11 protein-coding genes and 1 tRNA gene are annotated in these 12,980 nt (G+C 67.9%); 2 read left to right on the plus strand and 10 right to left on the minus strand.

Features of this window, described 5'->3' with window-relative positions; translation table 11 throughout:
* The first annotated feature begins 85 nt into the window (after window positions 1–85).
* Together mrdA and rodA are read left to right on the plus strand one after the other, a co-directional pair.
* Window positions 86–2,371 carry a penicillin-binding protein 2 gene (gene mrdA / locus HWX22_RS03480; protein WP_059819956.1) on the plus strand — a complete coding sequence of 762 codons (2,286 nt, stop codon included), beginning with the start codon at window positions 86–88 and terminating at the stop codon, window positions 2,369–2,371.
* 11 nt (window positions 2,372–2,382) lie between these two features.
* Window positions 2,383–3,531, plus strand: coding sequence for a rod shape-determining protein RodA (gene rodA / locus HWX22_RS03485; RefSeq protein ID WP_059819957.1), 1,149 nt, complete (start codon window positions 2,383–2,385; stop codon window positions 3,529–3,531).
* Window positions 3,532–3,639: 108 nt separating this feature from the next.
* Here the strand turns inward: rodA and HWX22_RS03490 are convergent, their stop codons facing one another.
* The 10 genes from HWX22_RS03490 to rsmB form a co-directional block, all read right to left on the minus strand.
* Window positions 3,640–4,416 (minus strand): tetratricopeptide repeat protein, encoded by a 777-nt coding sequence (locus HWX22_RS03490; protein ID WP_059819958.1) that lies wholly within the window; start codon window positions 4,414–4,416, stop codon window positions 3,640–3,642.
* Complete coding sequence (locus HWX22_RS03495) at window positions 4,413–5,198, minus strand: aldolase/citrate lyase family protein (protein ID WP_059534929.1); 786 nt, start codon at window positions 5,196–5,198, stop codon at window positions 4,413–4,415. The genes HWX22_RS03490 and HWX22_RS03495 overlap by 4 nt, the downstream gene beginning before the upstream one ends.
* Before the next feature lie 277 nt (window positions 5,199–5,475).
* Window positions 5,476–5,928, minus strand: coding sequence for a 6-carboxytetrahydropterin synthase QueD (gene queD, locus HWX22_RS03500; RefSeq protein WP_044847357.1), 453 nt, complete (start codon window positions 5,926–5,928; stop codon window positions 5,476–5,478).
* Window positions 5,929–5,946: 18 nt separating this feature from the next.
* Entirely contained in the window at window positions 5,947–6,579 is a 633-nt protein-coding gene (gene queE / locus HWX22_RS03505) for a 7-carboxy-7-deazaguanine synthase (protein WP_059468636.1), read from the minus strand.
* Window positions 6,580–6,654: 75 nt separating this feature from the next.
* Entirely contained in the window at window positions 6,655–7,389 is a 735-nt protein-coding gene (gene queC, locus HWX22_RS03510) for a 7-cyano-7-deazaguanine synthase QueC (protein ID WP_059534927.1), read from the minus strand.
* Between the two features lie 350 nt (window positions 7,390–7,739).
* Window positions 7,740–7,815, minus strand: a tRNA-Phe gene (locus tag HWX22_RS03515).
* A gap of 61 nt (window positions 7,816–7,876) precedes the next feature.
* On the minus strand, window positions 7,877–8,578 hold the full coding sequence (esaR, locus tag HWX22_RS03520) for a response regulator transcription factor EsaR (RefSeq protein WP_175915040.1): 702 nt from the start codon (window positions 8,576–8,578) through the stop codon (window positions 7,877–7,879).
* Window positions 8,579–10,993 carry a sensor histidine kinase EsaS gene (gene esaS, locus HWX22_RS03525; protein WP_059534923.1) on the minus strand — a complete coding sequence of 805 codons (2,415 nt, stop codon included), beginning with the start codon at window positions 10,991–10,993 and terminating at the stop codon, window positions 8,579–8,581.
* Window positions 10,983–11,573, minus strand: a complete 591-nt coding sequence (locus tag HWX22_RS03530) for a DUF4390 domain-containing protein (RefSeq protein WP_059535132.1) — start codon at window positions 11,571–11,573, stop codon at window positions 10,983–10,985. Before HWX22_RS03530 ends, esaS begins: the two co-directional genes overlap by 11 nt.
* A complete protein-coding gene (gene rsmB / locus HWX22_RS03535; protein WP_059819961.1) occupies window positions 11,570–12,958 on the minus strand; it encodes a 16S rRNA (cytosine(967)-C(5))-methyltransferase RsmB in 1,389 nt (462 codons plus the stop codon). Before rsmB ends, HWX22_RS03530 begins: the two co-directional genes overlap by 4 nt.
* Between the last annotated feature and the right edge of the window lie 22 nt (window positions 12,959–12,980).

Below are 12,980 nucleotides of genomic sequence, written 5' to 3' on the forward strand. Positions count from 1 at the left end.
CGCCCCCACGCCCGCGCGCCGCGCTCCGGGGCGGCGCCTCGCCCGCGCGCGCTCGCCGCGCACGGGCCAGACCGATCGTAACCGCATGACCGAATTCAACGACACCCAACAGCAGCTCTCGAAGTTCCGCCTGCGCGTCGCGGCGGCGGGCGTGTTCGTGTTCGTCTGCTTCGGGCTGCTCGCGAGCCGCTTCTTCTACCTGCAGTTGATGCAGCACGGCAAATACGCGCTGCAGGCCGAGGAAAACCGCATTTCGGTCGCGCCGATCGTGCCGAACCGCGGGATCATCACCGATCGCAACGGCGTGGTCCTCGCGAAGAACTATTCGGCGTACACGCTCGAGATCACGCCGTCGAAGCTCGACGACACGCTCGACAACACGATCGACAAGCTATCCGCGATCATCCCGATCGACGCGCGCGACCGCCGCCGCTTCAAGAAGCTGCAGGAAGATTCGAAGAACTTCGAGAGCCTGCCGATCCGCACGCGCCTCACCGACGCGGAAGTCGCGCGCTTCACCGCGCAGCGCTTCCGCTTCCCCGGCGTCGACGTGCGCGCGCGCCTGTTCCGCCAATACCCGCTCGGCACGACGGCCGCGCACGTGATCGGCTACATCGGCCGCATCTCGAAGCGCGACCAGGATCGCATCGACGCGATCAGCGACGACAACGACAGCGACCAGGAACACTACGATCCGCGTCGCGACGCGAACAACTACAAGGGCACCGACTACATCGGCAAGATCGGCGTCGAGCAGAGCTACGAAACCGAGCTGCATGGGCTCACCGGCTTCGAGGAAGTCGAGGTGACGGCCGGCGGCCGGCCCGTGCGCACGCTGTCGCGCACGCAGGCGACGCCCGGCAACAACCTCGTGCTGTCGCTCGACATCGGGCTGCAGCAGGTCGCCGAGCAGGCGTTTGCCGGCAAGCGCGGCGCGCTCGTCGCGATCGAGCCGAAGTCGGGCGACGTGCTCGCGTTCGTGTCGTCGCCGAGCTTCGACCCGAACTCGTTCGTCGACGGCATCGACCAGCAGACCTGGGACGAGCTGAACAACTCCACCGACAAGCCGCTCCTGAACCGCCCGCTGCACGGCACCTACCCGCCCGGCTCGACGTACAAGCCGTTCATGGCGCTGGCCGGCCTGACGCTCGGCAAGCGCTCGCCGGGCTGGGGCTTCCAGGATCCCGGCTACTTCACGTTCGGCGGCCACACGTTCCGCAACGACGTGCGCTCGGGCCAGGGCTGGGTCGACATGAACAAGGCGATCATGGTGTCGAACGACACCTACTTCTACATGCTCGCGCGCGACCTCGGCGTGAATGCGATCGCGAACTTCATGAAGCCGTTCGGTTTCGGCCAGATCACCGGCATCGACATCCAGGGCGAGGCGCGCGGGATCCTGCCGTCGACCGACTGGAAGAAGAAGGCGTTCAAGAAGGCCGCGCAGCAGAAGTGGTTCGACGGCGAGACGATCAGCCTCGGGATCGGCCAGGGCTACAACTCGTTCACGATCCTGCAGCTCGCGCACGCCACCGCGACGCTCGCGAACAACGGCGTCGTGATGAAGCCCCACCTCGTGAAGGAAGTCGAGGATCCGATCACGCGCGGGCGCCATCTGACCGTGCCGAAGGAAAGCGAAACGATTCCGCTCAAGCAGGCCGACATCGACGTCGTGAAGCGCGGGATGGAGAACGTGATCGAAAACCCGTCCGGCACCGCGTACAAGGTGTTCCGCGGCGCGCCGTACCTCGCGGCCGGCAAGACCGGCACCGCGCAGGTGTTCTCGCTGCAGGGCTCGAACTACAAGGGCCACCTGCTCGCCGAGCACTTGCGCGACCACGCGCTGTTCATCGCGTACGCGCCGGTCGACCATCCGCAGATCGCCATCGCGCTGGTCGTCGAGAACGGCGGTTGGGGCGCGCAGGCCGCGGGCCCGATCGCACGCCGCGTGCTCGATTTCTACCTCGTCGATCGCCAGAAACCGGAGAACGAGGCGGCCGCCGTCGCCGCCGCTGCGTCGGCGACCGAGCCGATCAACGCACCGGTGATCGGCGATGCCTCGAAGACCGTGTCCGTCGCGGCCGGCTTCAAGGCGCTTGCGCAGCCCGTCGTGCCGACCGCAGCCAGCGCGGCGGACGCGGCATCGGCCGCGTCGGCGCCCGATGCATCGGGTGCGGCCGGGGCAAGCGCGGCGCAGCCGGCCGTCGCGAGCGCCGCGGCGCCGATGCCCGCGAGCCTGCCGCCGATCCGGCGCCCGCACCGGCCGCGCCGGCCCGCCAGCGACGCGCAGCCGCTCGCCACCGCGCCGCGCGACGACAACTCCCGTGCCCTGGCCGCCGCGAAAGCGGCGAACGCCGGCACCGCTCATTAACGGAGAAAGGCATGCAATTCGACAAGCGCGCCTGGCTCGACAAGATCAAGCAGATGTTCGCGGGCTTCGACCGCCCGCTCGCCCTCATCGTGTTCCTGCTGCTGTGCGTCGGCATCGTCACGCTGTACAGCGCGTCGATCGACATGCCGGGCCGCGTCGAGGACCAATTGCGCAACATCCTGCTGACGTTCGTGCTGATGTGGGTGATCGCCAACATTCCGCCGACGACGCTGATGCGCTTCGCGGTCCCGCTGTATTCGTTCGGGGTCGCGCTGCTGATCGCGGTCGCGCTGTTCGGGATGACCAAGAAGGGCGCGAAGCGCTGGCTGAACGTCGGCGTCGTGATCCAGCCGTCGGAAATCCTCAAGATCGCGACACCGCTGATGCTCGCGTGGTATTACCAGCGCCGCGAAGGTGGCCTGCGCTGGTACGACTTCGTCGCCGCGTTCGGGATCCTGATGGTGCCGGTCGGGTTGATCGCCAAGCAGCCCGACCTCGGCACGGGCCTGCTCGTGTTCGCAGCCGGCTTCTTCGTGATCTACCTCGCCGGCCTGTCGTTCAAGCTGATCGTGCCGGTGCTCGTCGCGGGCGTGATCGCGGTCGGCTCGATCGCCGTGTTCGAAGAGCGCATCTGCCAGCCCGAAGTGCAGTGGCCGCTGATGCACGACTACCAGAAGCACCGCGTGTGCACGCTGCTCGATCCGACTTCCGACCCGCTCGGCAAGGGCTTCCACACGATCCAGGCCGTGATCGCGATCGGCTCGGGCGGCGTGCTCGGCAAGGGCTATCTGAAGGGCACGCAGGCCCACCTCGAGTTCATTCCGGAGAAACACACCGACTTCATCTTCGCGGTGTTCTCGGAGGAATGGGGGCTCGCAGGCGGCCTCGTGCTGCTGACGCTCTACATGGCGCTGATCGCGCGCGGGCTCTACATCGCCGCGCAGGGCGCGACGCTGTTCGGCCGGCTGCTCGCGGGCTCGCTCACGCTCGCGTTCTTCGTCTATGCGTTCGTCAACATCGGGATGGTGAGCGGCGTGCTGCCCGTCGTCGGCGTGCCTTTGCCGTTCATGAGCTACGGAGGCACCGCGCTCACGACGCTCGGCATCGCGATCGGGATGATCATGAGCGTCGGGCGACAGCGGCGGCTGATGAAGAGCTGACGCCGCAGCACGGCACGCGGTCGCCGGCAGAGCAGTCTGCGACAAAAAAAACGGCGCTTCGTGCGCCGTTTTTCCTTGGGCAGGTCGAATGCGGTGCGTGCCGCCCGCTCACTGCGGCGTCGCGCGCGGGCTCCCGTGGTCCGCGCCGGCGCCCGATGCCGGCTCCTGCGTCTTCAGGCGCGCGCTCAGCTCCTTGAATTTCAGCCCGGCCGTCTCGTCGCCCTGCGCGGCCGCGGCCGCGTAATACGCGCGCGCGATGTTCAGGTTCTGCGTGACGCCATCGCCGCCGCGCTCGTAGAACGATGCGGTCACGTACTGCGCGGTCGGCTCGCCCGCGTCGGCTGCCTGCTTGTACCAAGCGAACGCCTGCCGGTTGTCGCGCGGCGTGCCGCGCCCGTCGAGAAACTGGTTCGCGAGCGACAGCTCGGCCTGCACGTGCCCCTGCTTCGCCGCACGCAGGAACCAGCGGTGCGCTTCGGCCGGATTGCGCGCGACGAACTCGCCGTCGTCGAACATCCGCCCGTACACGTACTGCGCATGCGACATGTTCGCGTCGGCCGCCCGCTTCAGCCAGCGCAGCCCTTCGTCGACGTTCGCGGTCACGCCGACGCCGGTGAGCAGCATCATCGCGTAGTTGAACTGCGCGAGCCGGTCGCCGCGTTCGGCCGCGTCGTGGAACTGCACCAGCGCCGCACGATAGTCGCCGGCGTTGTAGTCGGCCACCGCGGATTGCGTCTCGCGCGCCGGGTCCGGCTTCGCGTGCGGCGCATTCTGCGCGACCGCCGCGACGCACACGGCCCACAGCCCGAACATCGTGCCGATCCGCGCGCATACGCCGGCCGTACGCCGCGCGCTGCCGGGCCTCGCGCCGTCGCCGCCGTTCATGACCGCACCTCCTGCAGCGCCTGGCGCGTCGCGCGCAGCAGCCAGCTCACGTCGGCCGACAGCGTGATCATCCGGTAGCCGGCCTCGCGATACTGGCGCGCGGTCGCGGTATCGTTCGCGAAGATGCCGACCGCGACGCCAGCCTGCTTGCCGGCCGCGAGCACGCGCGCCATCGCGGTTTCGACGTCCGGGTGGCGGCTGTCGCCGAGATGCCCGAGGCTCGCCGCCAGATCGGCCGGGCCGACGAACAGGCAGTCGACGCCCGGTGTCGCGGCGATCCGCTCGACTTCATCGATACCGCGCGCCGATTCGATCTGCACGATCACCGCGACCTGCGCGTTCGCCGTCTGCAGGTAATCGCGGCGCATGCCGAACGCCGCCGCGCGCACCATGCCGGCCACGCCGCGCAGCCCGTCGGGGGAATCCGGCGACGGGAAGCGCGTGAGCCGCACTGCGTGCGCGGCCTCGTCGGGCGTCTCGATGCACGGGAACATCAGCGTGCGCGCGCCGGCGTCGAGCGCGCGCTTCACGAGCCACGGCTCGCGCCCCGGCACGCGCACGACGGGCTCGCTCGGCAGGTGCGCGGCGGCCAGCGCGCGCAGTTGCGACGCGACGTCGCGGCTATCGTTCGGCGCGTGCTCCATGTCGATGCAGAGCCAGTCGTAGCCGGCGTGCGCGAGCGCTTCCGCGGCCGTTTCGCAGCCGAGCGACAGCCACAGGCCGTACAGCGGCTCGTCGCCGTCGTGCAGACGTTGTTTGAGGGAATTGGTGAGCGTGCTCATCGATACGGCCTCCGGGACGGAACGGCAATCGAACGGGACAAGCAACAAGCGAAGCGGGTGCAACACGGGACCCTGGAACGTCAGTCGGCCGTGGGCGGCCGATCCGACAGCGCGGGCCGCGCGCTGGCGCACGGATGCGTTTTTCCGGTGCCACGCAGCGATCATAGCGCGGCGTTACGCGGAATGTGGGAACAGGCGGGGAGCGGCGCCGGACGAGGCCGCACGGCGCGGTGGCAGGCAGCCCGCGCCGGTTGGCGAGGCTGCCGAAAAGGCAGGATCAGCGGCCGGGCTGGCGCTCGACGTCGGCCCAGCAGTTCGGCGTTTCGTACAAGCGCACGCGTTCCAGGCGCAGGTTCACGCCGTAGTGCGCGTCGTACACGTTCGCGAGGATGTCGAATGCGATCGCCGCGAGGTTCTCGACGGTCGGGATCCGGTCGAGCACGACGGTCTTGTGGTCGGCCATCTGCTCGAGGAACGAGCGCACGACTTCGTCGCGCGCGTAGACCAGGAACGCGTGATCCCACTTGTTGACGAGATGCTCGACCGCGAGCGCCTTCACGTCGGCGAAATCCATCACCATGCCGCGGTCGGGCGCCCCCTCGGTATCGACGAGATCGCCGCGCAACGTGACTTCGAGCACGTAGCGGTGGCCGTGCAGGTTCCGGCACTGGCTGCGGTGATCGGGAATGCGGTGGCCCGCGTCGAATTCGAGTTTTCGGGTAATCAGCACGATGTCAAAAGCCGTGGCTCAGGGAATGTTCAGATATTTGTGGGTCTGCATCGACAGCCGCCACTGCGGATGCCGCTTGCACCAGTCGATCGCGAGCTTCGTATTGAGATCGCGCGACGGGCCGTCCATCGGCTGCACGAGAAAATACTCGAAATCGAGCTTCGCGTAGTCGGCAAGCCGCTGGTTGTCCTGCGGGATCACGACCTTCAGTTCGTTGCCCTTCGTGACGACGAGCGGCGCGTCAGCCTTCGGGCTCACGCAGATCCAGTCGATCGTTTCGAGCACGGGCAGCGAGCCGTTGGTCTCGATCGCGATCTCGAAGCCCGCCGCATGCAGCGCGTCGACGAGCGGCTGGTCGAGCTGCAGCATCGGCTCGCCGCCCGTGCAGACGACGAAGCGATGCGCTTCGCCGTCCGGCCACAGGCCGGCGATCGTCGCGACGAGTGCTTCGGCGTCCTTGAACTTGCCGCCGTTCTCGCCGTCGGTGCCGACGAAGTCCGTATCGCAGAAACGGCACACGGCGTCCGCACGATCCTCTTCGCGGCCCGACCACAGATTGCAGCCGGCGAACCGGCAGAACACGGCCGGACGGCCCGCGTTCGCGCCCTCGCCCTGCAACGTGTAGAAAATTTCCTTGACCGCGTAAGTCATTGTGCTTCGTCCGGCTCGCGCCGCTCGTTGTCGATCAGAATCCGTTATTCATCCGGCGCTGCCGCCGCACCCGCGTCACAGCGGTGCTTCGGTCACCCGCTCGCCCTTCAGGTAGGCCTCGTAGCCGCGCTTGCGCAGCTTGCAGGCCGGGCATTCGCCGCAGCCGAAACCCCAGTCGTGCAGCTCCGCGCGCTCGCCCACGTAGCACGTGTGCGTCTCGACGCGAATCAGTTCGACGAGCGCCTCGCCGCCGAGTTGCTCGGCGAGTTGCCACGTCTGCGCCTTGTCCAGCCACATCAGCGGGGTCTCGAGCACGACGCGCGTATCCATCCCGAGGTTCAGCGCGACCTGCAGCGCCTTCATCGTGTCGTCGCGGCAGTCCGGGTAGCCCGAGAAATCGGTCTCGCACATCCCGCCGACCAGCACACGCAGACCGCGGCGATAGGCGATCGCGGCCGCGATCGTCATGAACAGCAGGTTGCGGCCCGGCACGAACGTGTTCGGCAATCCGTTCGCCGCGGTCTCGATCTCGATCGTGCGCGTCATCGCCGTATCGCTGATCGCGCCGAGCACCGACAGATCGATCATGTGATCGTCGCCGAGGCGGCCCGCCCATGCGGGAAACCGGTGCTTCAGCGCATCGCGTACACCTTCGCGACACTCGAGTTCGACGCGATGGCGCTGGCCGTAATCGAAGCCGAGCGTCTCGACCGTCTGGTAGCGTTCCAGGGCCCAGGCCACGCACGTGGCCGAGTCCTGCCCGCCGGAAAACAACACGAGCGCGCCGTCTTTAGCGTCTGTCCGAATCACCGTGATACTCCGTGAATGTGTAGGCTCGCGTCGCGCTGCGCCCCGGGGCCGGCTGCCGCCGGACGGCCCGACGCGTGCCGGCCTGCGCCGGCTCGACCAGTATAGGCAGCGCGGTCGGCCGCGAACGCGGCGGCGCGCTTATACCGCCCATCGCGCGGCATCGTTGCCGCGCGTCACGGCGGCGCCTGCGGGCTGCCTGCCGTGCGCGTGAAGCGATGCGCTAAGTCATTGAGCGGGCACGGATTTTATCACGCCCCGACGAATGCTGCCGGGCGCGCCGCCGATGCCGCGCAAACCCCACCACAAACGAAAAACCCCAAGAACCTTCCGATTCTTGGGGTTAGAACTGCTGGTGGCCTGGGACGGAATCGAACCATCGACACGCGGATTTTCAATCCGCTGCTCTACCAACTGAGCTACCGGGCCAACGAAGAAGAGAAAGTATATCCAGCCCTCATCACTTGCGCAAGTGTTTTCGCGAAATATTTTATGCGGCGCCTTCGGACGGCTTCTTGCCGAGCTCGACGCCGAGCTGCTTGAGCTTGCGATAGAGGTGCGTGCGCTCGAGGCCCGTCTTTTCCGCGACGCGCGTCATGCTGCCGTTCTCGCGCGCGAGGTGATATTCGAAGTACGCGCGCTCGAATGCGTCGCGCGCTTCGCGCAACGGGATGTCGAACGGAATCGCGGCCGTCTGGCCCGCGAGGCCGAGCGCCGTGACCATGTCGTCGCCGAGCGTCGGCAGCGCGGCCGCGGATGCGACGGCCGCCGGCCCCGATGCTTGCCCGATGCCGGCTTTCGCCGCTGCGTTGACGGACACCGGTGCCACGCCGCGCGCGAGACCGTGCTCGACGGACTTCAGCAGCTTCTGCAGCGCGATCGGCTTCTCGAGGAAATCGAGTGCGCCGATCTTCGTCGCCTCGACGGCCGTGTCGATCGTCGCGTGCCCGGACATCATGATCACGGGCATCGTCAACAGGCCCTGCGCCGCCCATTCCTTGAGCAGCGTGACGCCGTCGGTATCGGGCATCCAGATATCGAGCAGCACGAGATCGGGCGCCTGATTCAGGCGGTATTCCCGCGCGGCCTGCGCGTTCTCCGCCGCCTCGACGACATGTCCTTCATCGCTGAGGATCTCCGAGAGCAATTCCCGGATGCCCATTTCATCATCTACCACCAGGATGGTTGCCATTTACGCTGCCTTTGTCTGCACACTTGCTTTTGTCTTGGCGGGAGCCGTCCCGCCCTGCGCGCCGGATTCGGCGCCTGGCGTATCGCTCGCCATCTGCAGGAACAGGATCGACACCTGCGCACCCTCGACGGTCTCGCCGTGCATGCGATTGCGCAGATCGATCCGCGCACCGTGCTCGTCGACGATTTTCTTGACCGTGGCCAGCCCGAGCCCCGTGCCCTTCGCCTTCGTCGTCACGTACGGCTCGAACGCACGGGTCAGGATGCGTGCCGGAAAACCGGGCCCGTTGTCGGACACGGTAAGACGTACCGCGACGCGCGTTTTGCCCTCGGCGTCGGGATCGCCATATTCTACTGTCTTGGTTTCGATCAACACACGCGGATGCGCGACTTCCGCGACCGAATCCTGCGCGTTCTGCAGCAGGTTGTGAATCACCTGGCGCAGTTGCGTCGCGTCGCCGCGAATCACCGGCAGCGACGGCGCGAGTTCGGCGACGATCGCGCTCTTGCCTTCGCCGACACCATACAGCCCGAGCACCTCGCTCGCCAGTTCGTTCAGCTGCAGGTTCGCGAGCACCGCCGGCGGCGTGCGCGCATATTCGCGGAAATCGTCGACCATCCGCTTCATCGCGGCCACCTGGTTGACGATCATCGTCGCGCCGCGCTTGAGCACGTCCGCATCGGGCGGTGCGAGCTTGTCGGACAGCTTCATCTGCAGCCGCTCGGCCGACAGCTGGATCGGCGTCAGCGGGTTCTTGATCTCGTGCGCGAGCCGTCGCGCGACCTCGCCCCATGCGACCGAACGCTGCGCGGAAATCACGTCGGAGATGTCGTCGAACACGACGACGTAGCCGGACGTCTGCGGATCGTCGGCCTCGCCCTCGACCGTCGACACGAGGCGCGTGCCTCGCACGAGCAAGGTCAGCGGATCGGCTTCGCCCGGCACCTCGATCGCGAACTGCTGCTGCCAGTGACCGCGATCGCCGCTGCCGCCGTCCGAAGCCGCTTCGCGATCGGCGAACGCCTTGCGCACCATCGCACCGAATTCCGCGACGACGCCGATTCGGTCGAGCGCCGTGCCGATCATCGAGCTGAACGGCTGTCGGAAGATCCGCTCGGCGCCGCGGTTGGCCGTCGTCAGCCGGAACTGGCGATCGAGCACGAACACGCCGGCCGTCAGGTTCGCGAGGATGCTCTCGAGATACGTCTTCGAATGCTCGAGCGCGATGCGGTTCTTCTCGACCGCCTGCCGAGCCTCCGACAACTGGCGCGTCATCGCGTTGAACGACTGCGTGAGGAAGCCGAGCTCGTCGCGCGACTTGATCTCGCGCTTCGGCGTGTAGTCGCCTTCCGTCACCTCCTTCGTACCCTGCGCGAGCAGGAACAGCGGCCGCGCGAGCTGCTGGCCGAGCGCGAGCGCGAGCATCATCGCGATGAAGGTCGCGAGGAACAGCGCAAGCGTCAGCGTGCCGATGTACATCTTGCGCAGCCCGGTGCGGCCGAGCGATTTTTCCTGATATTCGCGATACGCGCGCTGCACCGCGTCGGCGTTGTGCGCAAGCGTGGGCGGCACCGGCTGCGTGAGCTGCAGGAATCGCTCCGCTGGTTGCAGCAGCGACGTCGTCGCATCGGGAATCGGCCGCACGACGCGCAGCCGCAGCGCGCCCTTCGCGCCGTGCGCGCGCGGGTCGCCGTCGACCTCGCCCTCGATCGCCGCGTACGCGCCGTGTTCACGCGCCTGACTCAGCATCAACGGCGTCGGCAGGTCGTCCGGAATCAGCGCGGCGAAATTGCCCGATGCCTGCGCGACGATGTGCAGCTCGGGCGCCGCGCCGGAGCCGCCGCGGCTCGGCTCGACGATCGTCGCATCCTGCACGCCGAACTGGTCGCGCAGGCGCAAGAGCGTGAGTGTCGTGCCGTTCGTGTTCGCATCGACGCTCGCGAGCTGGTCCGACATGAGCCGCGCCTTCGTCTGCAGGTCGGACAGCGACGCGTCGAGCATCCCGCGGCCGAGGTTCAGGCCGGCCGTCAGCGCGGTCTCGACGTTCACGTCGAACCACGACTCGATACTGCGCGACACGAACTGATACGACACGATGTAGATGATCCCGCCCGGCACCACGCCGACGAGCGCGAAGAACACCGCGAGCTTAGCGAGCAGCCGCGTGCCGAACTTGCCCTTCCTCAGGCGCACGACGATCATCCCGATCAGCCCGAGCACCACCAGCAGGAACACGAGCGCGACGATGATGTTCATCGCGTACAGCCACGAGTAGTAGCGGTCGAAGAATTCGGTGTTCGCGCTCGCGGCCGCGAGCAGCACGAGCAGCAGCAGCGCCGTGAGCGCGACGGTCGAGACGATCACGCGAACGAGGAGGCTCTTCCCGCTGGCCGCGCGGCGCACTTTATTTAGCACGTTCGGTCACCGTGAAAGTGAAGCGCTTCCAGTCCGACCCGAGCGTCCAGTCGCGGTTGTTCACCGCGTCGACCTGGAACGGCTTCGGCATCAGCGCCGTATCGAGCTGCATCCGCACCGAGGCGGTGTAGGTTTCGCCGGCGCGCACCTGGTTGCGGTCGATCACGTGCCACGACGTGATGTGCCGGACGACCGCGAGCGCGTCCTTCAGCGACGGGAAGCCGAGTTGCAGCCCGCCCGTCGACACGCGGTACTCGCGCGTGAGCGGCTGGAACGACAGGCGGATCGTCTGCGACACCGACACCGGCTGCTCGTCGAACCAGTACCAGCGCGCGCGGCCCAGTTCGAAGTCGGTCGTGAAGTAAAGCGGGATGCCCTTGTTGACCGCATCCTCGAGGTTCGGATTCAGCTCGAAATCGAAGCGGGCATCGAGGCTCCAGCCGCTTCCGTCAGCCTGCAGCGATGCGCGCTGCACGGCGATCGACTCGGCGCGCGCCTGCCGAACGACAGTCAGGCACAGCGTCAACGCGACCAGCAGGACGGCCGCGAGCCGAAGTGGAAAAAGGTGTTTGATCGTCACCGTTTCTGAAACCGCGCGTAGAAAAATCCGTCGTGATCGGTGTTCTGGTCGAGTGCGCCGGCCGCCCCGCCGTGCACGCCGCCCGGCAGCAGTTGGCCGGGCGCGTCCAATCGTACCGCATCTTCACAGGCCGCTTCAAACCAGCGAGCCTGCAACTCACCTTCCTCGGGGAAGATCGAACAGGTCACGTAGAGCAGTTCGCCGCCCGGCTTCACGAGCGGCCACAACGCCGTCAGGATGCGGCGCTGCTCCGCGACGAGCGCGGCGATGTCGGCTTCGCGACGCAGCCAGCGAATATCGGGATGACGACGCACGATGCCGGACGCCGAGCACGGCACGTCGGCGAGGATGCGGTCGAACGGACGGCCGTCGTACCACGCATCCGGCGCGCCCGCATCGCCGACGCGCACGTCCGCCGCGAGCGACAGGCGCGCGAGGTTCTCGCCGATGCGCGCCGCGCGGGTCGCGTCGCTTTCGAGCGCAACGACTTCGGCGTCGGCCAGTTCGAGGATATGCCCGGTCTTGCCGCCCGGTGCCGCGCACGCATCGAGCACGCGCATGCCGTCGCGCGCACCGAGCCATTCGGCCGCGAGCTGCGCACCGGCATCCTGCACCGATACGACGCCGTCGGCGAAGCCCGGAATGCGGTCGACCGGCAGCGCCGACGCGAGCCGCACCGCGTGGCGACCGATCGCGGTCGCGTCGATTCCACTCGCGCGCAGCGTGTCGAGATATGCGTCGACGGTCGCGCGGCGCGCGTTCACGCGCAGCGTCAGCGGCCCCTGGCGCTCGCCGGCCGCAAGAATCGCCTGCCAGGCGTCCGGCCACGCACGCTTCACCGCATCGACCCACCAGGTGCGGTAATTCCAGCGTGCGACGGGATCATCCTGCATCGCCGCGACGAGCGCGTCGCGCTCACGCTGGAAACGCCGCAGCACAGCGTTGACCAGCCCCTTCGCGAACGCAAATTCGCGCCGTGCGCCGATCACGGTCACGGCCTGGTCGACGATCGTGAATGCCGGGTACGCGGCCGCCTCCTCCGGATCGAGCATCAGCGCGAGCGCACCGGCGAGCACCGCATGCACGTGCGCGGGAGGCGCCTTGCTGACGAGCCGGCCGATCAGCCAGTCCGCGCTGCCGAGACGACGCATCGTCCGGTACGCGACGTCCTGCGTCGCGCCGCGCGCCAGCGCCTGCGCGCCGGCCGGCATCTGCGCGAACACCGCGGCCAGTGCCGCCGGCAGCGCGGTGCCGCGCCGCACCGCATCGACGGCCTGCGCGGCCGCGTCGAGTGCGAAGCCCAGCGAATCGGGCGCGAGATGCAGCGCGGACAGGCGCGCGGCGCGGCCGGAGGAAGACTGAGCGGAGGAGCGGGTTCGTGTCATCGGAGCAAAATCGGCAAACGGG

Origin of the sequence: Burkholderia sp. BCC1638 (genome assembly GCF_902833195.1) — a bacterium.
Lineage (GTDB): Bacteria > Pseudomonadota > Gammaproteobacteria > Burkholderiales > Burkholderiaceae > Burkholderia > Burkholderia diffusa.

Coding starts and splice junctions, on each gene's coding strand:
- mrdA (WP_059819956.1), top strand. CDS start 86: ATGACCGAATTCAACGACACCCAACAGCAGCTCTCGAAGTTCCGCCTG.
- rodA (WP_059819957.1), top strand. CDS start 2,383: ATGCAATTCGACAAGCGCGCCTGGCTCGACAAGATCAAGCAGATGTTC.
- HWX22_RS03490 (WP_059819958.1), bottom strand. CDS start 4,416: ATGAACGGCGGCGACGGCGCGAGGCCCGGCAGCGCGCGGCGTACGGCC.
- HWX22_RS03495 (WP_059534929.1), bottom strand. CDS start 5,198: ATGAGCACGCTCACCAATTCCCTCAAACAACGTCTGCACGACGGCGAC.
- queE (WP_059468636.1), bottom strand. CDS start 6,579: ATGACTTACGCGGTCAAGGAAATTTTCTACACGTTGCAGGGCGAGGGC.
- esaR (WP_175915040.1), bottom strand. CDS start 8,578: ATGGCAACCATCCTGGTGGTAGATGATGAAATGGGCATCCGGGAATTG.
- rsmB (WP_059819961.1), bottom strand. CDS start 12,958: ATGACACGAACCCGCTCCTCCGCTCAGTCTTCCTCCGGCCGCGCCGCG.